Origin of the sequence: Flaviramulus multivorans, from assembly GCF_021728415.1 — a bacterium.
GTDB lineage: Bacteria > Bacteroidota > Bacteroidia > Flavobacteriales > Flavobacteriaceae > Sabulilitoribacter > Sabulilitoribacter multivorans.
In genome coordinates, this window is the sequence record NZ_JAKKDV010000004.1 from 93,461 (window position 1) to 115,075 (window position 21,615).

Annotated in this window: 16 protein-coding genes and 1 tRNA gene; 12 read left to right on the forward strand and 5 right to left on the reverse strand. The window is 33.0% G+C overall.

Features of this window, described 5'->3' with window-relative positions:
• Positions 1-13: 13 nt before the first annotated feature.
• The 3 genes from L3X39_RS10325 to L3X39_RS10335 are packed head-to-tail and all read right to left on the reverse strand — an operon-like array spanning position 14 to position 5,543.
• Entirely contained in the window at positions 14-1,756 is a 1,743-nt protein-coding gene (locus L3X39_RS10325) for a peptide MFS transporter (RefSeq protein ID WP_237231709.1), read from the reverse strand.
• 41 nt (positions 1,757-1,797) lie between these two features.
• Positions 1,798-3,303: a peptide MFS transporter gene (locus L3X39_RS10330; RefSeq protein ID WP_237231710.1), complete on the reverse strand. Its 1,506-nt coding sequence runs from the start codon at positions 3,301-3,303 to the stop codon at positions 1,798-1,800.
• Positions 3,304-3,308: 5 nt separating this feature from the next.
• Complete coding sequence (locus L3X39_RS10335; RefSeq protein WP_237231711.1) at positions 3,309-5,543, reverse strand: S9 family peptidase; 2,235 nt, start codon at positions 5,541-5,543, stop codon at positions 3,309-3,311.
• Between the two features lie 241 nt (positions 5,544-5,784).
• Here L3X39_RS10335 and L3X39_RS10340 point away from each other — a divergent pair, with 241 nt between their 5' ends.
• Together L3X39_RS10340 and L3X39_RS10345 are read left to right on the forward strand one after the other, a co-directional pair.
• Positions 5,785-7,107 (forward strand): hydroxymethylglutaryl-CoA reductase, degradative, encoded by a 1,323-nt coding sequence (locus L3X39_RS10340; protein ID WP_237231712.1) that lies wholly within the window; start codon positions 5,785-5,787, stop codon positions 7,105-7,107.
• 2 nt (positions 7,108-7,109) lie between these two features.
• Complete coding sequence (locus L3X39_RS10345) at positions 7,110-8,018, forward strand: GYDIA family GHMP kinase (RefSeq protein ID WP_237231713.1); 909 nt, start codon at positions 7,110-7,112, stop codon at positions 8,016-8,018.
• Between the two features lie 69 nt (positions 8,019-8,087).
• On the opposite strand, the gene L3X39_RS10350 is transcribed toward L3X39_RS10345, so the two are convergent.
• A tRNA-Pro gene (locus L3X39_RS10350) sits at positions 8,088-8,162 on the reverse strand.
• 133 nt (positions 8,163-8,295) lie between these two features.
• On the opposite strand from L3X39_RS10350, the gene L3X39_RS10355 reads away from it, so the two are divergent.
• From L3X39_RS10355 to L3X39_RS10395, 9 genes are all read left to right on the forward strand, one after another.
• On the forward strand, positions 8,296-10,581 hold the full coding sequence (locus L3X39_RS10355) for a TonB-dependent receptor family protein (RefSeq protein WP_237231714.1): 2,286 nt from the start codon (positions 8,296-8,298) through the stop codon (positions 10,579-10,581).
• A 24-nt stretch (positions 10,582-10,605) separates the two neighbouring features.
• Complete coding sequence (locus L3X39_RS10360) at positions 10,606-11,730, forward strand: PQQ-dependent sugar dehydrogenase (RefSeq protein ID WP_237231715.1); 1,125 nt, start codon at positions 10,606-10,608, stop codon at positions 11,728-11,730.
• A gap of 9 nt (positions 11,731-11,739) precedes the next feature.
• Positions 11,740-12,141, forward strand: coding sequence for a c-type cytochrome (locus L3X39_RS10365; RefSeq protein ID WP_237231716.1), 402 nt, complete (start codon positions 11,740-11,742; stop codon positions 12,139-12,141).
• 65 nt (positions 12,142-12,206) lie between these two features.
• Complete coding sequence (gene udk, locus L3X39_RS10370) at positions 12,207-12,812, forward strand: uridine kinase (protein ID WP_237231717.1); 606 nt, start codon at positions 12,207-12,209, stop codon at positions 12,810-12,812.
• Positions 12,812-13,126 (forward strand): FtsB family cell division protein, encoded by a 315-nt coding sequence (locus L3X39_RS10375; RefSeq protein WP_237231718.1) that lies wholly within the window; start codon positions 12,812-12,814, stop codon positions 13,124-13,126. The genes udk and L3X39_RS10375 overlap by 1 nt, the downstream gene beginning before the upstream one ends.
• A 2-nt stretch (positions 13,127-13,128) precedes the next feature.
• A complete protein-coding gene (locus L3X39_RS10380; RefSeq protein WP_237231719.1) occupies positions 13,129-14,520 on the forward strand; it encodes a methylmalonyl-CoA mutase subunit beta in 1,392 nt (463 codons plus the stop codon).
• Complete coding sequence (locus tag L3X39_RS10385) at positions 14,510-15,178, forward strand: hypothetical protein (protein WP_237231720.1); 669 nt, start codon at positions 14,510-14,512, stop codon at positions 15,176-15,178. Before L3X39_RS10380 ends, L3X39_RS10385 begins: the two co-directional genes overlap by 11 nt.
• A 1-nt stretch (position 15,179) precedes the next feature.
• A complete protein-coding gene (gene scpA, locus L3X39_RS10390; protein ID WP_237231721.1) occupies positions 15,180-17,297 on the forward strand; it encodes a methylmalonyl-CoA mutase in 2,118 nt (705 codons plus the stop codon).
• Positions 17,298-17,320: 23 nt separating this feature from the next.
• Positions 17,321-17,809 carry a nuclear transport factor 2 family protein gene (locus tag L3X39_RS10395; RefSeq protein WP_237231722.1) on the forward strand — a complete coding sequence of 163 codons (489 nt, stop codon included), beginning with the start codon at positions 17,321-17,323 and terminating at the stop codon, positions 17,807-17,809.
• Positions 17,810-17,889: 80 nt separating this feature from the next.
• Here L3X39_RS10395 and L3X39_RS10400 read toward each other — a convergent pair whose 3' ends face one another.
• A complete protein-coding gene (locus L3X39_RS10400) occupies positions 17,890-20,649 on the reverse strand; it encodes a M16 family metallopeptidase (protein ID WP_237231723.1) in 2,760 nt (919 codons plus the stop codon).
• A 200-nt stretch (positions 20,650-20,849) separates the two neighbouring features.
• Between L3X39_RS10400 and L3X39_RS10405 the strand changes: the two genes are divergently transcribed.
• Positions 20,850-21,614, forward strand: coding sequence for a ParA family protein (locus L3X39_RS10405; protein WP_237231724.1), 765 nt, complete (start codon positions 20,850-20,852; stop codon positions 21,612-21,614).
• Position 21,615 lies beyond the last annotated feature (1 nt).

Sequence of the window (21,615 nt, forward strand, 5' to 3'; positions counted from 1 at the left end):
AACATTTTTTCGATTAATGAACCCCGTGCATTAACTTTTTAATGATTGGTTTCATTACAAATGCGAATACTGCAACAATAGCTGAAACAATGGTTAATATCCAGAAGAAATAACTAATTCCGTTTTCATCTGCAACCTTATCGATATTCTCACCAAATACCCCTGCACCTTTCATTCCTATAGCTACTGCCAAATACCAAACACCAAACATAAATGCAATCATTCTTGCTGGCACCAATTTACTTACATAAGACAAGCCTACAGGTGAAATACAAAGTTCGCCCATAGTATGGAATAAATACACTAAAATCAACCAAATAATACTAACAGAAGCGGTTTTTGCTCCAGGTTCAATACCCATAGCCCCAAAAGCAACACAAGCCATTCCCAATGCCAATAGTAACATTCCTATACCATACTTTCCGTTTGCAGAAGGGTTGTATTTACTTTCCCACCATTTAGAAAACAAAGGTGCTAAGGTGATAATATATAACGAGTTTAAACTTGCAAACCATGATGCTGGAATTTCTAAATTATCGTCGTTAAATTGATTCACCAACATCCAAATGGCAATACCCCAAACGATTATAAAACTAAAACTTAAAACAATATTTGCCCATTTATATTGTGCGAAGGTTTGTTTGAATAATAAAAACAAAACCCATGTAATAATAGCCAACGGAATAAGTACCATACAAGAATTTCCAACCCTGAAAATAGTAGCTGTTGTACCATCAAGTGTTCTATCTGTATAATCTCTTGCAAAAATGGTTAAAGTACCTGGAGACTGCTCAAAAATTGCCCAGAAGAAAACAGACAAAAGCGCGAAAAATGAAACGGCAATTAATTTATCTCTTGTAATATTTGAATATTGAGTAAACCTATAAATTAATAGCACCAGAAACAGTCCAAGCGCCGTTAAAATGGCAATATTATTACCGTTTGCACCTAAAAAAGAAAACAGATTAATTTTTCCTTCTGAAATAGTGGTAGCAGGTGCATTTAAAATCCATAACATGCCTAAAGCTACCATCAATAAAATTAAACCTAATTGCCAGTTGGTAAATGGCACGCGCTTATCGTTATCTAAAGCTTCAATAGAATTAGCATCCCCTTTTACAGGTTTCAATCCTATATTTCCAAAAATATTTTGAGCCAACCAAAATTGAATCAAGCCAAAAAGCATAAAAATACCTGCCAATCCAAAGCCTAAACTCCAGCCTACTTGTTCACCTAAATAGCCACATAAAATAATTCCGATAAAGGCTCCTGCATTTACACCCATATAAAAAATGGTATAGGCACCATCTTTTTTTTCTGGTCGATCTTTATACATTTCTGAAATAATAGAGGTCATATTAGGTTTGAAAAAACCGTTACCTATAACCAATAAACCTAAACCTAAGTAAATTGACCATTGAGTTTCAACAGCCATAGATGCGTGACCCAAAGTCATTAACAACGCTCCAACCAAAACCGCATATCTAAACCCTATAATCTTATCTGCAAAATAACCACCCATCATCGTTGACAGATATACCAATCCGACATACGAGCCAAACAACGCCATGGCATGTTCACGCGGCCAACCCCAACCTTCATCGAAAAGTGAAGCCGTTAAAAACAGTACTAAAAGTGAACGCATTCCGTAGTACGAAAAACGTTCCCACATTTCAGTAAAAAATAATACGAATAACCCTGAAGGATGACCTAATACGGTACTTTTAAAAAATTGGTCGGTTGAGTTTTCTACCATAATATATTAGTTTTAGTTAGTCTTTTAAATTTTATTTACTATTAATGTACTTTACCCATTAGCTTTTTCATTAATGGTGAAAATGCAAGCACAACCAATCCTGCTCCTAAAGCATACTTAGCTATTAAAAGGAAACCATCGGTATAAATAGATAAAGTATCTAATCCGCCTACATTAACATCGGTACTTTCTACCGCTAATTGTTCTGATATAAAACCTACTATTTGAAAAGCATAGGCAGATGATAAAAACCAAACACCCATCATAAATGCCACAACATTTTTTGGTGATAAATCTGTGATTTTAGACAACCCAACGGGAGACATAAACAATTCTCCGATAGATATAATAAAATACATGATAAACAAATAGGCAAAAGGCACCATACCATTTTCATCGGCACTAGCACCACTAATTGATAGAATATAAAAACTTAAACCTGCCAAAACCAAACCTAAACCAAACTTATAAGGTGTTCTCGGGTTTAAATTCTTTTTAGCCAAATATGCCCATAATAACGAAATTGGAATAGCTAGTATGATAATAAACATTGAGTTTAGTGCATTCGTTTGACTTGCATTCATTATACCAGTTAAATCGACATTTCTTGAAGCGAATAACGTAATAACACTTCCTGATAATTCGTGAAAACCCCAAAACAAGGTCATAAAAAACGTAATTAAAACTGCCATAAACAGTTTTTTTCGAGCCTCAACATCTAATTTTACCATGATGTAAATGATATACGCCAATACAGCAAAACCAATAAACTTAAAAATGAAGCTCACATAATTTTGTTGCCAACACGAAAGTAAATAAGCAATTAATGGCGCACTTAAAAATGCTAAGATGGGAATTAATGTCTTCTGTGGAATACCAAGAACCTTTTTTTCATAAACCTCAACACTTGGAGGCAATCCGCGATTACCAAACACATCCTTTTTAATACCACTCCAGAAGAAAATTAAACCAGTTAACATCCCTATTCCGGCTAATCCAAACCCATAATGCCATCCATAAGCTGCTGCTAGCCATCCACATAAAAGTGGTGCCACAAAGCCGCCTATATTAATACCCATATAAAAAATAGTAAACCCAGAATCTTTTCTTACATCGCCATCTTCATATAACGACCCTACAAATGTTGAAATGTTAGGTTTAAAAAATCCATTCCCAACAACTATTAAAGCTAATGCCAAAAAGAAAGCAATGTTATTTTCTATGGCAAGAACAAAATGCCCTAAAGCCATTAAAACACCTCCTAAAAAAATAGAGCTACGCATGCCTAAAATTTTATCAGAAATCTGCCCTCCTATTACCGTTGATGCATATACCAAAGAACCATAAGACGCATAAACAACTGCTGTTGCAGCATCACGCTCGACTATAGCTTTGAAGATTTCCTGAACCATGTAAAGCGTTAATAACGCTCGCATGCCATAGAAACTAAATCGCTCCCACAATTCGGCAAAGAATAAATAAAATAGGCCTTTTGGGTGACCAAACATTTGAGGTTCGTTTGAAGTAGTAATTTTAGATTCTGCCATATTTTCTATCCTTTAATCTTTACTTGTTCTTTTTGCTTTTCAGCTTCCTGCTTTTCTATTTTATCACCTAATGTTTCATTGATAAAATGTGTCATTTTTTTATACAAATGAAGTCTTGTGTTGCCTCCATGAATACCATGGTTTTTATCAGGGTATACCGCCCAATCAAATTGCTTATCGGCTTGAATTAATGCTTCAGCAAGTCGCATGGTATTTTGTAAATGTACATTATCATCACCAGAACCATGTACTAATAAAAAATCACCTTTTAATTTATCCACATGATTTATAGGTGAGTTTTCATCATAGCCACTGGCGTTTTCTTGTGGGGTAGACATATAGCGCTCGGTGTAAATGGTATCATAAAAACGCCAACTACTTACAGGCGCCACCGCAATGGCCATTTTAAACACATCGTTACCTTTAAACAAGCAGTTGCTACTCATAAAACCTCCATAACTCCAGCCCCAAATACCTATTCTACTAGCATCAACAAATGGTAATTCACCTAATTGTTTTGCAGCCTGAATTTGATCTTCAACTTCATATTTCCCAAGCTCGTTTTGTGTTACTTTTTTAAAACTAGCACCTTTAAACCCTGTTCCTCTACCATCAACACAAGCAACAATATAGCCTTGTTGCGCTAAGTGCTGATACCAATAATCGTTGGCACTATTCCATCTATTGGCAACTTGTTGTGACCCAGGACCAGAATATTGATACATTAATAATGGGTATAGTTTATTCTCATCAAAATCAGCTGGTTTAATCATCCACATATTTAAATCGTTACCGTTTACATGAATGGTACTAAACTCCTTTTTTGAAGTCTTGTAATCTGATAGGTTTTGCGATAACACATCGTTATCTTTAATACTTTTAATTAAATTACCAGATGTAGTACTATTTAAGGTATATTCAGGTGGTGTTGTTGCACTTGAAAATGTATTGATAAAGTATGAAAAATCAGCACTAAAAGCGGCACTGTTTGTACCTTCGCTTTTGGTCAATCTAGTTTTATCACGACCATTTAGCTTAATAGAATAAACATCGCGATTTATCGAACCGTTTTCAACAGACTGGTAAAAAATAGTATTGGTGTTTTCATCATAACCGTAATAGTTTGTTACTTCCCAATTACCTTTTGTAACTTGGTTTATAAGCTTCCCATTTTTATCATAATGATATATGTGGTTATAACCATCTTTTTCACTCGTCCAAATAAAACTATTATCCTTTAAAAAAGTTAAATTATCGGTAATATCAATATAGGCTTTGTCTTTTTCTGCTAATGCTAAAGTAGATGTATTTGTCTTTGCATTTATCAACCACAAATCTAACTCATTTTGATGCCTATTCATGTATTGAGCGCTTAATACATCAGGATTATTAGTCCATTTTATTCGTGGAATATAAAAATCATTATAAGTTTTATTAACCTTTACTTCTTCCGTTTCATTAACATTTAAATCATAAATATGAAGTGAAACTATAGAGTTAGCCTCTCCTGCTTTTGGATATTTAAACACTTGTTGAGTTTGATAAAGTCCGTTACCATAAACGTCCATAGAAAACTCTGGCACATTGGTTTCATCAAAACGAATAAAAGCGATTTTCTTACTATCGGCACTCCAATCAAACGCTCTTACAAAAGCAAATTCTTCTTCATAAACCCAATCGGTAATACCATTAATAATTTCATTCTTTTTACCATCAAAGGTAATTTGAGTTGTTTTATCTGAATCTAAATCCTTAACGTACAAATTATTCATATAACCATAGGCTACATATTTCCCATCTGGAGAAAATGTTGGTTCTTGAATTTTATGGTCAGCAACATTTTGTATAGAGTTTTCACTAATGTTAAATACAACATATTTTCCTAGGGTAGAGCGTCTGAAAATAGATTCTTCAGCAAAGGCTAATAAAATTTTACTTTCATCTTTACTAAAAGTATAATTAGTAAAATGTCCTAAATCAATATCTGCTGAACTCACTAAGGTTTTTACCTTTTCCAAAGTTTTGTAGTCGTAAATATCTATGGACGTACTTCTAGAATATCTATCAAAATTTAAAACAGAGTACTGCTGACCATTAGCCATAGAATGCAGTATATCCATACGCTCGGCTCTAAAAGTGTTATCACTCCAAATGTCTTCGAGTGTGATTTCTTTTGTTTGAGCTATTAAAAATGTAGATATAAAAAGGGAAATGAAAAGGGAGAATTTCAGGTGCTTCATTGATAATTTGTATTGTTTTATTTGCGCCAAATGTAACATCCAAAAAATAAATTCTTATTCTTATAAATCAAAAATAATGGATGTTTTATTAAAAAAAATAGTTATTTCACAAAATGTTGTCAAGTTTACTAAAAATTATGTAAAAAACCTCTAATATTAACACTTAAATAAATAGGTTTAAAACGATACTATTCAATATTCATACCAAGAGTAGTATCTTTGCACTGCAAATAAACTTGTTATGAGTAAATCTATTTCTGGTTTTTCAAAACTCTCTAAATCTAAAAAAATTGATTGGATTGTTAACACATATTTTTCTAATGCCGAAGACGCCAAACGTGTATTAAAACAATACTGGAGTACCAATGATAAATTACAACAGCTTCATGACGAGTTTATTGAAAACACCATAACAAACTACTATTTGCCACTGGGTGTTGCTCCAAATTTTTTAATAAATAATAAGTTGTACACTATCCCCATGGCAATTGAAGAAAGCTCTGTTGTAGCTGCTGCTAGTAAAGCAGCTAAGTTTTGGCTGGATAGAGGTGGATTTAAAACTACTGTGATTTCGACGACAAAGATTGGTCAAGTACATTTTATATATAAAGGAGATTTTAAAAAATTAAAAGCCTTTTTTACTAGTGTTAAACCGAAACTTATTCAAGATACTGAATCTATCACAAAAAATATGCAGAAACGTGGTGGCGGTATTATTGATATTGAATTGCGTAATAAAACTGAAGATATAAAAGATTACTACCAGCTCCATGTATCCTTTGAAACCCTGGATGCTATGGGAGCAAATTTTATCAACTCATGTTTAGAACAGTTTGCGAAAACGTTCAAAAATGAAGCATTAGCTTTCGATTTGTTTTCTGAAGAAGAAAAGCAAATTGATATAGTAATGAGTATCCTATCTAATTATGTCCCTAATTGTTTAGTACGTGCTGAAGTAAGTTGTAAGATTGAAGATTTAAGTCAAGATAATACTATATCTGGCGAAGCATTTGCGAATAAATTTGTTCAGGCAGTAAATATTGCTGAAGTTGAACCATACCGTGCGGTAACACATAATAAAGGTATTATGAATGGTATTGATGCTGTGGTTTTGGCAACAGGAAATGACTTTCGAGCGGTTGAAGCTGGGGTACATGCTTATGCTTCACGACATGGTAGATACTGTAGCTTAACACATGCAAAAGTTGAAAATGGCATTTTTACTTTTTGGATGGAAATTCCTTTAGCTTTAGGAACTATTGGTGGACTTACAGGTTTGCACCCTTTAGTTAAATTATCGTTAGAATTATTGCATAAACCCTCAGCTAAAGAATTGATGCAAATTGTGGCTGTAGCAGGATTAGCACAGAATTTTGCGGCGCTTCGCTCTTTAACAACTACAGGTATCCAACAAGGGCACATGAAAATGCATTTAATGAATATTTTAAATCAGTTTGAGGCTAACGAATTTGAAAAGGAAACTTTGACAGAATATTTTAAAAACCACACTGTAACTCATAGTGCAGTAACCGAGGCTATTAATGAATTAAGAATAAAAAATTAATAGTGAAAACTTTTTACAGCAACGGTAAATTATTATTAACTGGTGAGTATGTTGTACTTGATGGGGCATTTTCGTTAGCCATTCCAACAAAATACGGACAATCTTTAATTGTGGAAGAAATTGATGAACCAAAAATTAGTTGGACAAGTTTAAATGATGAAGGAAATATTTGGTTTGAAGATGAATTTATCTTAAATAATAATGAGGTATTAAAATCAACTAACAATAATACCATTTCTAAAAGGTTAAATGAAATTTTAAATATTGCCAAAACATTAAATCCTATTTTTTTAAACCCAGAAAAGGGTGTGAAAGTTACTACTAAATTAGATTTCCCGAGAGATTGGGGACTTGGAACCTCCTCAACATTAATAAACAATATAGCGCAATGGGCAAATGTTGATGCTTATCAACTTTTAAAAAACAGTTTTGGTGGTAGTGGTTATGATATTGCTTGTGCACAAAATAATACTCCAATTACGTATCAATTACAAAATGACAATCCGTTAGCTAAAGCGGTGGACTTTAATCCTGATTTTAAAGAACACCTATATTTTGTTCATTTAAACAAAAAGCAAAATAGTCGTGACGGTATAAAACATTACCGCGACAGCAGTGAAAACTTAGAATCTGCAATTAAGGAAATAAGTGGCATCACACTCAAAATTCTAACTTCTAATTCTTTACGAGATTTTGAAAACTTAATAAATAGTCATGAAACTATCATTTCCAAAATAACGAAACAAACAACTGCTAAAGATTTACTTTTTTCAGATTATGAAGGAAGCATTAAAAGTCTTGGTGCTTGGGGTGGTGATTTTATATTAGTTACATCGCAAGGAAACCCAACTAACTATTTCGTTAAAAAGGGTTATAACACTGTTATTCCTTATAGTGATACGGTTTTATAAATCGAGATAGCTTTATTTTACAAATAAAAAATCCACTCATAATACAATATTAAAAGTGGATTTATTTTGTCGGGGTGGCAGGATTCGAACCTGCGACCTCCGCGTCCCAAACGCGGCGCGATAACCGGGCTACGCTACACCCCGATTTTGGTTATCTGTAACGGGATGCAAATATACTTTTTTTATTCATTTCATAATTAAAAAAAATTAAAAAATATTTAAAGTATAAAAGTGATAATTTAGCATCATAAATTTTAGAATAAACCCAACGCCTGTTGTGAAAAAAAGTTTTTTTTCTTTTATATTTTTATACACCACCTACTTTAGTTTTGGACAAATTAAGGGGAAAATTGTTGATAACAACAATAGCTTCCCATTGGCTTTTACACATATAACAAATACAGCGAACAAAGATTCAATAATTTCGGATGTTAATGGTTTATTTGAGTTAAATAAAGTTGGAACCTATACCTTTAAAAAAAAAGGTTATATAAAAAAAATAATTGAGCTTAAAGATGATAGATATTATATCATTCAACTTGATATTGATCCTTTTGAATTAAATGAAGTTGTAATAAATTCAAATCAAATTCCTAAAAAACTTAAAACATCTTCAACTGCTATAAGCGTAATTTCTTCAGAAGACATTCAACTTGCAAATAATACAGATTTTGCTCCAATTTTAAACAGAGCCACAGGTGTTTTTATGCAAAATGGTGCTCTAAACACAAACAGAATAACTATTAGAGGTATTGGTTCAAGAAATCTTTTTGGAACCTCAAAAATCAGAGCATATTTTAAAGATATCCCATTAACAAATGGAAGCGGGGAAACTACAATTGAAGATTTTGAACTTGCTGCAATCGCTCAACTTGAAATTACAAAGGGTTCTGCATCCAGCATTTATGGTGCTGGTTTAGGCGGTACTATTCACTTAATACCTCAAAATGGATATTTAAATCAAATATCATCGAATGCTGAATTTTCTATTGGGTCCTTCGGATTGATTAAAAGTATTTTGAACGCGAATTATGGTAATTCTAAACATAGTTTTAGAACTGTTTACAGCAACACACATAGTGATGGCTATCGTGAAAACAATGAATATAATAGACAAACATATACCTTAACCTCCAATCATTTTTTAAGCAATAAAGATGAGTTGTCATTTTTGGTAAGCTACGTCGATTTAAACGCTTTTATACCAAGTTCTATTAATGAAGATGCGTTTTTAAACAATCCAAAGTCTGCAGCATTCACATGGAAACAATCTAAAGGTTTTGAAGATTCAAAACGTGGTATTTTCGGCTTATCATGGAATCATTATTATTCAAATAATATAAAACAGATTACAAGTATTTTCACCTCTTTTAGAGACGCTTATGAACCACGTCCTTTCAATATCCTAAAAGAGAACACCTTGGCTTATGGCATAAGAAGCAGGTTACTAGGAACACTAAAGCTTTTTAACAGAAACTTGAATTGGACGTTTGGTGGAGAGCTATTTAAAGACACTTATAACTATGAAACTTTTGAAAATTTATACGACAATTTTCCAGAAGGTACTGGCAGTGTTCAAGGAGATCAATTATCAGATTTTAAAGAAAATCGAACTTACTATAATCTTTTTGCCGAAACCAATTATGAGATTTCAGACAAAACAACACTTTCTATTGGATTTAATTTAAACGAAACCACTTATAAGTTGCACGACAACTTCCCTGTTTCAGATTCAAATCCTGATCAAACAGGACGTTTCAAGTATAAAGGTATTATTTCGCCTAAGTTTGGATTATCTCATGCCTTTTCAGAACGCATTAATGTTTTCTCCAACGTAAGTCATGGATTTTCTCCGCTTTCTCTACAGGAAACACTTTTACCTGATGGCCAAATAAATACCAACTTAAAGCCTGAAACTGGTTGGAATTTTGAAGTTGGAACTCGTGGTTCATTACTCAACAATCGTTTACACTTTAACACATCCATTTATCAACTAAACATTGAAAATCTGCTTGTTTCAAGGCAAACAGCTCAAGACCAATTTATTGGTATTAATGCTGGCAGTACGCAGCATCAAGGTTTAGAGGTTGATTTAAACTATAAGCTATTAACAAATGAAAAAATGACTATGAGATTGTTTACCAACTACACTCTAAACCATTTTATTTTTAAAACTTTTGTTGATGATTCTAATGATTATTCAGGGAATAAATTAACAGGAGTCCCATCCGATGTTTTTAACTTAGGTGTTAGTTTTGATTTATCAATGGGTCTTTACGGAAACATTAATTATCAATACGTTGGAAGCATGCCTATTACGGATGAAAACAATTTATTTTCCGCTAGTTACAATTTATCAAACCTTAAAATTGGATATAAAGCAAACCTTAATAAAAAGCTAAAGTTAAATGCATTTTATGGCTTAAATAATATCTTTGATGAACATTATGCTTCTCAAATTTTGATAAATGCTACAGGATTTGGCGGAAGCGCTCCTCGTTATTATTATCCAGGTAATCCTATAAATTATTATACTGGAATTAACGTAAACTATAATTTTTAATGTAAATTATAACCAAAAAATAACATGAAACAAATTCATTCATTATTAGCAATAACCTTTATCGTTTTTAGCGCTTGCGCACAACAAAAAGACTCAGAGGTTAAAGCGGAATCTCCAACAAATGTAAATTATACTTCAGAATTAGTCGTTCTAGACTTAAACATCCCATGGGGAATGGCTTTTTTACCTGACGGAAGTATCTTAATAACTGAAAAATCAGGGGAATTAATTCATTTTAAAAACGGTGAAAAAAATTTAATTGAAGGTGTTCCAGATGTATATGTTAGAGGCCAAGGTGGTTTTATGGATGTAAAGCTGCACCCTAACTACAAAGACAATGGATGGATTTACTTTTCATTTGCTTCTTCGGAAGGTGAAGGTGATGGTGGAAATACGGCTATTTTAAGAGCAAAACTAAATGGCAATACATTGGTTGAAAACAAAGTATTGTACAAAGCTAGCCCTAACTCAAAAAGAGGGCAACATTTCGGATCTAGAATTGAATTTGATGATGAAGGCTTTTTATATTTCTCAATTGGAGATAGAGGCGATCGTGATGTAAACCCACAAGATATTACTAGAGATTGTGGCAAAATTTACCGCTTGAATGATGATGGCAGTATTCCTGAAGACAATCCTTTTGTAAAAACCGAAAATGCCAAAACTGCCATTTTTAGTTACGGACATAGAAACCCACAAGGTATGGCGAAAAACCCTTTTACCAGAGCCATTTGGGTAAATGAGCATGGTCCGCGAGGTGGTGATGAAATTAACGTGATTGAAAAAGGAAAAAACTACGGTTGGCCAGTAATCTCATATGGTATAAATTATAGCGGAACTACCTTTACTGATATTACCGAAAAAGAAGGTATGGAACAACCGCTTTTTTATTGGGTGCCATCTATTGCTCCTAGCGGAATGGATTTTGTTTCTTCGGATATATATCCTGATTGGAAAGGCAACGTCTTAGTTGGTTCGTTAAAATTTGAATATTTGGAACGATTGGTTCTTAAAAACAATAAGGTTGTAAAACGCGAAAAACTATTAGAAGGCATAGGTCGTGTAAGACATGTGGTTCAAGCACCAGATGGTTACATTTATGTAGCTGTTGAAGGCAAAGGTATTTTTAAAATCGTTCCTAAGAATTAATCCATTATTATGAAATCTCCTTTTTTAAGTTTGTTCATGTTTTGTGCAATTCTACTTAATTGTAATTCGCAAACAGCTGAATTAAAATCTAGTATAGAACGTGGTAAAGATATTTATACAGATTTTTGTGTTACTTGCCATTTGCCTAATGGGGAAGGTGTAAAAAATGTATATCCTCCTTTAGCGCAGTCCGATTATCTAAAAAACAATCGCGAAGCGAGTATTTTAGGAATTAAATATGGTCAAAAAGGAGAAATTGTAGTCAATGGGAAAACTTACAATAGCTTTATGGCACCCATGGGTTTGAGCGATGATGAAGTAGCTGATGTGATGAATTACATTACAAACAGTTGGGGTAATCAAGAAGATAAAATAATTACGGAGGAAGAAGTTTCGAAGATTAAAAAATAAAGCTAATTCCGTTTTAAATAGGTTGAACAATTAACTAACTTTGTGAAGTTCATAAAACTTTTTTCATGCTTATTATAGGAATAGCTGGTGGTACTGGTTGTGGTAAAACAACCGTTGTAAATCAAATATTAAATGAATTGCCTGAAGGCGAAGTTGGTATTATTTCACAAGATTCTTATTACAAAGACACCACTCATTTGTCTTATGACGAACGTGTTAAAATCAATTTTGATCATCCAAGGTCTATTGATTTTGATTTATTAGAAGAACACCTAAAGGAATTAAAAAAAGGCAATCCTATACACCAACCTGTGTATTCTTTCGTTAAACATAATAGAACAGGTGATACCATTTTAACGCACCCGAGAAAAGTAATAATTGTTGAAGGTATTTTGATACTTACTAACCCTGAACTTAGGGAGATGTTCGACATAAAAATATTTGTGCATGCCGATAGTGACGAACGTTTAATCAGGCGTTTAAAACGTGATATTCAAGAACGTGGAAGGGATTTAGATGAAGTGCTTGCAAGATACCAAACAACATTAAAACCTATGCACAATCAGTTTATAGAACCTATGAAAGAGTATGCGGATATTATCATTCCAAACAATCACTATAATACGGTTGCAATCGATATTGTAAAAACCATCATTAACGATAAATTATAATGGCTATTAGTAAAAGTAAATACCTAAAACCCTTCAAAAATTGGTTCGTACTAATTTTAGTAATTTTTGCCGTTTGGATGTTATTTTTTGATGCTAATTCATGGCTTATACATCATGAATTAAATTCTGAAATCGAAGATTTGGAAAACGAGAAAGAATATTACAAAAAGGAGATTGAGAAGGATAATAAAGCGATAAAAGAATTAAGTACTGAAGAAGGACTAGAAAAATTTGCCAGAGAAGAATATTATATGAAGCGAGAAAATGAGGAGATTTATATTATTGAATATGAAGACAGCTTAAAAACTAAATAATTATGGGTAAAAAATTGTTTAGTGATTTTCAACCAGTTTCATCAAAACAATGGAAACAAAAAATACAGTTTGATTTAAAAGGAGCCGATTATAATGAAACACTTATATGGAACACCAATGAAGATATTGCTGTAAAGCCTTTTTATCATGCCGATGAGTTTAATGAATTACCACCTGTTTCAAATACTAAAGCATCGCAATGGAAAATTTGTCAATCTATATTTGTTGCACACGTTGAAAAATCGAACTTAAACGCGATTGACGCGATTGAACGCGGTGCGGAAAGTATCCTATTCACCCTTCCAAATGAGGATATCTCAATTGAAGATTTACTTAAAAATATTGATTTAGATAATATCATCATTCACTTTGAACCGCAATTTTTATCAGACACTTTTGTAAAAAAAATAGCAAATATACCTTCAAAGGCAGGAATCAGAGTCCATACAGATATTATAAATCATCTAGCCAAATCTGGTAATTGGTTTAACAATTTAAATGACGATTTTAAAAAGTTTGAAACCATTGCAAAATCTAACAAATCCTTCACCATTGATGTTTCGTTATACCAAAATGCAGGAGCAACAATGGTACAACAACTTGCATATGCTTTGGCACATGCCAACGAGTATTTAAACTATATATATGAGAATCCGTCACTTCGAGTGATTTTCGATGATAAGAGTATCGAGAAGTCCACCATTATTTTTAAAGTTTCAGTAGGTAGTAATTACTTTTTCGAAATCGCAAAATTAAGAGCGCTACGTAAACTCTGGAGTGCTTTAGCCTCAGAATATGGAATAAACTCATTTTGCAATATTGTAGCAACTCCTACAAAACGCAACAAAACTATTTATGATTACAATACCAATATGTTACGCACGACTACGGAATGTATGAGTGCTATTCTTGGAGGAGCCAATACTATTTGCAATTTAGCCTATGACGCTATTTATCATAAAACGAATGAATTTGGCGAACGTATTGCTAGAAATCAGTTGTTAATTTTAAAACACGAAAGCTATTTTAACCAAGTTGACAATCCTGCCGATGGAACTTATTATATAGAAAGTTTAACCAATCAACTTACCGAAAAAACTCTTGATTTATTTAAAAATATTGAAACAAATGGTGGGTTTTTAAAGCAATTAAAAGAAGGCACCATTCAAAGAAAGATAAAAGAAAGTGCTAATAAAGAACAGCAGCAGTTTGATACTGGTGACGAGGTTTTATTAGGCACAAACAAACACCCTAATACTAATGACAGGATGAAAAACGATTTAGAGATTTATCCTTTTGTAAAAACAAACCAGAGAAAAACATTAATTGAACCTATAATAGATAAACGATTAGCAGAGAAATTAGAACAAAAACGATTAAAAAATGAAACTTAAAATAAACTTAAAAACTACCCTTTTTACCTTCTTCTTAGCATTCACTTTTTTTGGTTGTAAAAAAGAAAATACTTTTACGGATTATAAATATGCAGATAAGCCAGATGTTTTAAATTGTGAAACTATAGATTCAGAATTATACAAGGAAGCTCTTTATGCTTTTGAAGATGATATTTTAAACTTCTATAAAAAAACTAACCCAAACGAATCTTTACTTCAATCCTACAATAAATTTATAAGAACCGCTATTTATGGCAGCTTAAATTATCAAGATATCATATCATCACATACGGCTAAAGTGTTTGAAGCGTTAAAAAATGAAGCTGATTTATGGGATGCAGGAAATACAAAAAGTCATTTAAACTACAACAGTAAAATCTTAAACTGCGTTTCAAATAACATACAAGATACTGCGCTTAAAACTACTTTTAATGCGCTTATATCAACAAACAGCATGTCTCCAAAATTATTTGGCTCGCCATTAATGCCAAAGTACAGAAATGCACTTAACGATAAATATTTAGCCACTTATATAGCACTCGATTTATTTTATGCAAAGTTATTCGATATAGATATTTCGCAAATTGATTTTGATAAACCCGAACCTACCCTAGATTTTAATGTGATTCCACAAAAATCAAATACTAATTCAAATTGATTTGAGAAAAAAAATTCAACATATTAGTATTAAATCAGAAACTTCAAGTTTAAAGCCTGAAAAGAAAATCTTTAATACAGCTGAAGGCATAGAGATTAAGTCTGTCTATTCAAAAAACGACATTAAAGATTTAGAGCATTTAAATTTTGTTGCTGGAATTACACCAAATTTACGAGGCCCTTATTCAACAATGTATGTTCGTAGGCCTTGGACTATTAGGCAGTATGCTGGATTTTCAACAGCTGAAGAAAGCAATGCTTTTTACAGGCGCAATTTAGCTGCAGGTCAAAAAGGACTCTCTGTCGCATTTGATTTAGCTACACATCGTGGGTATGATTCAGACCATGAACGTGTGGTCGGCGATGTTGGTAAAGCAGGTGTTGCGATTGATTCGGTTGAGGATATGAAGCTACTTTTTGACCAGATTCCTTTAGATAAAATGTCGGTTTCCATGACTATGAATGGTGCTGTTCTACCAATTATGGCATTTTATATTGTAGCTGCAGAAGAACAAGGTGTAAAACCCGAACATTTAGCTGGCACAATTCAAAACGATATTCTCAAAGAATTTATGGTGCGAAATACATACATCTATCCACCTACGCCATCCATGAAAATCATTTCTGATATTTTTGAATATACCAGCAAAAATATGCCTAAATTCAACAGTATAAGTATTTCTGGCTACCACATGCAAGAAGCTGGAGCTACCTGCGATATTGAGCTAGCTTACACACTTGCCGATGGTTTAGAATACATTAGAAAAGGATTAGACGCTGGCATGAATATCGACACCTTTGCTCCTCGCCTTTCGTTTTTCTGGGCTATTGGCATGAACCACTTTATGGAAATTGCTAAAATGCGTGCCGCGCGTATGTTGTGGGCAAAATTAGTAAAACAATTTAACCCTAAAGATGAGAAATCACTCGCTTTACGTACCCATTGTCAAACCTCTGGTTGGAGCTTAACCGAGCAAGACCCATTTAACAATGTAGCCAGAACTACTATTGAAGCGGCCGCGGCTGCCTTTGGCGGCACACAAAGTTTACATACAAATGCACTAGACGAAGCTATTGCTTTACCTACCGATTTTTCAGCACGTATAGCACGTAACACCCAGATATATTTACAAGAAGAAACAAAAATCACCAAAACAGTAGACCCTTGGGCGGGCAGTTATTACGTTGAAAAACTAACACACGATATTGCTCAAAAAGCTTGGGAACTAATTGAAGAAGTGGAAACTTTGGGTGGAATGACTAAAGCTATTGAGGCCGGTATTCCTAAAATTAGAATTGAAGAAGCTGCTGCAAAAAAACAAGCACGGATTGATTCTGGGCAAGATATTATTGTAGGTGTAAATAAATTTAGACTGGATGAGGAAGATCCTATCTCCACTTTAGAAGTCGATAATCAAACGGTTAGAAATTCTCAAATAGAACGATTAAATCAATTAAAAGCTTCAAGAAATTCTGAAAAAGTAAAAGAAACACTATCAAAATTAACCGAAGTAGCACGAACAGGACAAGAAAATTTATTAGCTTTAGCTGTTGATGCAGCTCGCGAGCGTGCTACGCTTGGTGAAATAAGTGATGCTTTAGAAGTTGCATTCGGACGTTATAAGGCTCAAATAAAATCATTTTCTGGTGTGTATAGTAAAGAAATAAAAAACGATGTGTCTTTTAAAAAGGCACAAGAATTAGCCGATAAGTTTGCGGAACAAGATGGTAGAAGACCACGTATTATGATTGCTAAAATGGGGCAAGATGGTCATGATCGAGGTGCCAAAGTTGTTGCAACTGGTTATGCCGATGTTGGTTTTGATGTAGATATTGGTCCTTTATTTCAAACACCACAAGAAGCCGCAAAACAAGCGGTGGAAAACGACGTTCATATTTTAGGCGTATCATCACTTGCTGCTGGACATAAAACCTTAGTACCACAGGTAATTGAGGAGTTAAAAAAATACGGTAGAGATGATATCGTGGTAATTGTGGGTGGTGTAATACCCAAACAAGATTATCAATTTTTATTTGATGCTGGTGCTGTGGCTGTATTTGGTCCGGGAACAAAAATTAGTGATGCAGCGATTAAAATTTTAGAGATTTTGATTGATTGATTTAACAAATTAACTTTTAAATAATGTTTTATAAAAACTTAGGCATTTATTTCGCTTTTGCGATAATTCTATTTGCTTGTAATCAGGTTAAAAAAGAATCAAAACTCCATGAAAAAGATAAAATACTAAAACTTCATCATTTACAAAGAGATTATCATTTTAATAAAGACTCTATTGCTTTTGCAAACCAACTTTCAAATAATTTTATTTCAGTTAATAAAGGTGAAATTACTTTTCCTAAAAAAGACGAAACACTTGCTCGGTATAATCGCTATTTCTCTTCTGTCGAATTTATAAAATGGGACGACCTATCTGAACCTATTATTAAATTTTCAAATGATAGTAGTATGGCTTATACCGTGGTAGAAAAAGAAGTTATTATAACCTATAAAGATAGTAGTGGGAGTTCTGTAGAAGGAAAAACGCTTTTCGCATGGACTGCTATTTACAGAAAAGAAAACGGAGAATGGAAAATTGAGTGTGTTACATCTACTAATAAGCCTATCAACTAAGTCGCTAGGTTTAAAAATACTATTGTATAAAAAAACCTGCCATTAAAAATAGCAGGTTTTTTTTATTAAGAATTATTTGTCTAATCTACTTTCTTGTCTTCATTTTTAATTTCATATTCAACAAAATCTCCTGCATTAATAACGGTCCAATTATCAAATGTTTTAAAGTATTTTTTAATTACTTTATTAACATCCTCAACGGTTAAACTCGTTACTTTATCTTCAACATTTTTGTAGAACATCATATCTCTATCATAATATAAGTTGTTGTTAATTGTATTGGCTAGCTCATTATCTTTTGCTCTTGACACATTTTGACCTTGCACCCAACTATTCACAGCTACTTTAAGTTCTTCCTCAGTAATACCATCTTTAATAAAACGCTCAATTTCTTCACTAAATCCTTTTTGAACTTTACTTGCGTTTTCAGGCGCATAAATGGCATATACCAAAATAGAAGATTTTTTATCTTTTGGATTGGAGTCAACACTTACTTGTCCTCCAGCACCATAACTAACGCCATCTTTTTGTCTTAAACGGGTTGTAATTCTTGAGCTTAATACACCGCCACCAAATATAGAACTAGCTACTTGTAACGCTGCATAGTCGTCATCTACTTGACTGCCTTCAAAAGACATCATACCTATACTAATAGCATTTTTCTTGTCTGGAGTTTTTATTTTTTCGTTTGTCGCATTGTTAGGAGCATAACCATCAGCAATTGGCTGGTAAGGTTTATCCGATTTAAAATCAGCAAAATTAGTTTCAAAATAATCTTTTAATTTTTGCTCATCTATATTACCAATTGCTACTAAAGTTGCATTATCTGAAATACCATAAAACTCATTATAGTAAGCTTGAATTGCTTCTACAGTAGCTGCATTTATTTCCTCAATATCTTCTTGAATAGTAGTAGCATGTAACGGATGCCCTTTTTCAAATTTATTATTTAAAATCCCTAATTGTTTACTCGCTAAATAATTAGGCTCCGTTTTGTTTTGTTCTATACTTGCTAAATCTTGTGTTTTAAGTTTTTCCAATTCTTCTTTATCAAAACTTGGATTTTTAAGCATATCCGTCATTAATGCCAAAGCTTCCATAAGATGTTCTTCGGTCGTATTTATATTGGCACTTACTCGACCGTTTGAACCAGAAAAACGGATGGAAGATTTGATCGCACTTAGCTTATCTTCAATATCTTGTCTTGAATTATTTTTAGTGCCTTTATCCAACATTCTAGCTGTATAACTAGCTAAACGCCCTTTGTTCATAAAATCGTTTACATTACCATTTCTAATAGTGAATGTAAGCGTCACGGTCTCACCACGATTATCTTTCTTAATAAAACCATATTCAATTGGTGTTTTTTGAAGTTCTCCAGAATCTAGTCTGTTTTGAATATTTTCATAAGACACATCAAAAGCTTCACCTGCGTTTAACCCTTCTTTTCCTTTATAAGAATTCACTAATTCGTTTAAACCTTCTGTATATTCAATTTCAACACGAATAGGCTTTTCTGCTGGAATAAAGTTTCCAACTGTTCTATTAGTATTGATTAAATAGCGTTGAATAGCTGCATTAACTTTTTCAGGAGTCATGCTTTCCACTCTATCTCTTTGAATTAGAGATAATCTCCAATCGCCTGCACCAATAAATTCACTCATATAAGTTCCTAAAAAAGCTGAATTTCTACTAATTTGATCAAATCGTTTTAACAAATTAGCCTTAGCTCTATTTACCTCTTCTTCAGTAACAGGGTTATTTTTTAAATCATCTAAAAGGGTTAACATAGTACTTTCAGCTTCTGCTAGAGATTTATCTGAAGGTACATTAACGTTTATGTACATAAATGATGGCTCTTTGGTAAATGGAGAAAAAGACCAAATACTTGATGCTTTTTTCCCGTCAACTAAAGCTTTATAAAGTCTTCCTGACGGGTTATCTGTTAAAATTTGTTCAGCAACAGACATAGCAGCAAAATCTTCATGCGAACCTGCAGGTATATGGTATAAAGCTGATACAAGTTGTAAATCTCCAACACGACTTAAGGTAACACGTTTCTCTCCATCTTGTGCTGGCTCAACAGTTGGTATATCACGTAATGGTGTGTCTGGATTTTTTATAACCCCAAACTTCTTCACAATTAACTCTAAAGTTTTATTAGTATCAAACTTTCCAGTTACCATTAGTACAGCATTGTCTGGTCTGTAATATTTTTTGTAAAAAGCTTTAAGGTTTTCAATAGGTACTCGCTCGATATCCGACCGATTACCAATGGTAGATTTTCCATAATTATGCCATAAATACGCAGCACTAATTACTTTTTCCATTAAAACTCCTGTTGGTGAATTCTCACCGCTTTCAAATTCATTTCTAACTACTGAAAATTCAGAATCTAAATCTTTTTTAGCTATGTAAGAGTTAACCATTCTATCGGCTTCTAAATCCAATGCCCATTCTAAATTGTCATCTGTAGCATTAAACGTTTCAAAATAATTGGTTCTATCATACCAGGTAGTTCCGTTTGGTCTTGCTCCACGCTCAGTTAATTCTTTTGGAATATCTGGGTGGTTTGGCGTTCCCTTAAACACTAAGTGTTCTAATAAGTGAGCCATTCCTTTTTCGCCATAACCCTCATGTCTGGAACCTACTAAATAGGTAATGTTTACTGTTATGGTTTGCGCAGAATTATCTGGAAACAACAACACTTTTAATCCATTATCAAGCATATACTCAGTAATACCTTCAACTTGGGCCGTTTGTTTTATTTGCGCCTCAGCAGTAAAACCGAGTGTGACTGTGATTAAAAAAATTGTAAGAAATTGTTTGATTTTTTTCATTATATATAGTTTTTTTCTGAACGCTAAATATATAACTTCAAATTGAAAAAAATGTTAACTTTATTCTAATAATTAAATATAATCGTATCAATTTTACTTTACTTTGATTGATTGCTTTCCGTTTACCGATTTGTTAACAAGTTGCATTTTTATTCCTCATAAATAATTGTATTTTTACCGCTTATTAAACCAAATCATTAATGGGTAAAATTATTGCAATTGCTAATCAAAAAGGCGGTGTTGGGAAAACCACAACCTCCATAAATTTAGCTGCTTCGTTGGGTGTTCTAGAAAAAAAAGTGTTACTTATAGATGCTGACCCTCAGGCAAATGCAACTTCTGGAATTGGAATTGATGTGGAATCTGTAGAAATAGGAACTTATCAACTTTTGGAACATTCTAATTCCGCAAGAGAAGCCATCATAAGCACCGAAACTCCTAACTTGGATATTATTCCTGCTCATATTGATTTAGTGGCTATTGAAATAGAGCTTGTTGATAAAGATGAACGGGAGTACATGCTAAAAAAGGCACTGCAAGAAATTAAGAATGATTACGATTATATTTTAATAGATTGCGCTCCTTCATTGGGGCTTTTAACTTTAAATGCGTTAACTGCCGCTGATGCTGTAATGATACCTATTCAATGTGAGTATTTCGCCCTTGAAGGCTTAGGAAAACTATTAAATACAATTAAAAGTGTACAAAAAATACACAATCCAGCGTTAGATATTGAAGGTTTATTACTAACCATGTATGATTCGCGTTTACGACTATCTAACCAAGTAGTGGAAGAAGTTCAAAAGCACTTTAACGATATGGTTTTTCAAACAATTATCCAACGTAATGTACGTTTAAGTGAAGCACCTAGTTACGGCGAGAGCATAATTAATTACGACGCCAGTAGTAAAGGTGCAAACAATTACTTAAGTTTGGCAAAAGAAATTATCAATAAAAACTCCTAAA

Coding starts and splice junctions, on each gene's coding strand:
- udk (WP_237231717.1), top strand. CDS start 12,207: ATGCTTATTATAGGAATAGCTGGTGGTACTGGTTGTGGTAAAACAACC.
- L3X39_RS10335 (WP_237231711.1), bottom strand. CDS start 5,543: ATGAAGCACCTGAAATTCTCCCTTTTCATTTCCCTTTTTATATCTACA.
- L3X39_RS10405 (WP_237231724.1), top strand. CDS start 20,850: ATGGGTAAAATTATTGCAATTGCTAATCAAAAAGGCGGTGTTGGGAAA.
- L3X39_RS10385 (WP_237231720.1), top strand. CDS start 14,510: ATGAAACTTAAAATAAACTTAAAAACTACCCTTTTTACCTTCTTCTTA.
- L3X39_RS10395 (WP_237231722.1), top strand. CDS start 17,321: ATGTTTTATAAAAACTTAGGCATTTATTTCGCTTTTGCGATAATTCTA.
- L3X39_RS10375 (WP_237231718.1), top strand. CDS start 12,812: ATGGCTATTAGTAAAAGTAAATACCTAAAACCCTTCAAAAATTGGTTC.
- L3X39_RS10360 (WP_237231715.1), top strand. CDS start 10,606: ATGAAACAAATTCATTCATTATTAGCAATAACCTTTATCGTTTTTAGC.
- L3X39_RS10365 (WP_237231716.1), top strand. CDS start 11,740: ATGAAATCTCCTTTTTTAAGTTTGTTCATGTTTTGTGCAATTCTACTT.
- L3X39_RS10380 (WP_237231719.1), top strand. CDS start 13,129: ATGGGTAAAAAATTGTTTAGTGATTTTCAACCAGTTTCATCAAAACAA.
- L3X39_RS10340 (WP_237231712.1), top strand. CDS start 5,785: ATGAGTAAATCTATTTCTGGTTTTTCAAAACTCTCTAAATCTAAAAAA.
- L3X39_RS10330 (WP_237231710.1), bottom strand. CDS start 3,303: ATGGCAGAATCTAAAATTACTACTTCAAACGAACCTCAAATGTTTGGT.
- L3X39_RS10400 (WP_237231723.1), bottom strand. CDS start 20,649: ATGAAAAAAATCAAACAATTTCTTACAATTTTTTTAATCACAGTCACA.
- L3X39_RS10325 (WP_237231709.1), bottom strand. CDS start 1,756: ATGGTAGAAAACTCAACCGACCAATTTTTTAAAAGTACCGTATTAGGT.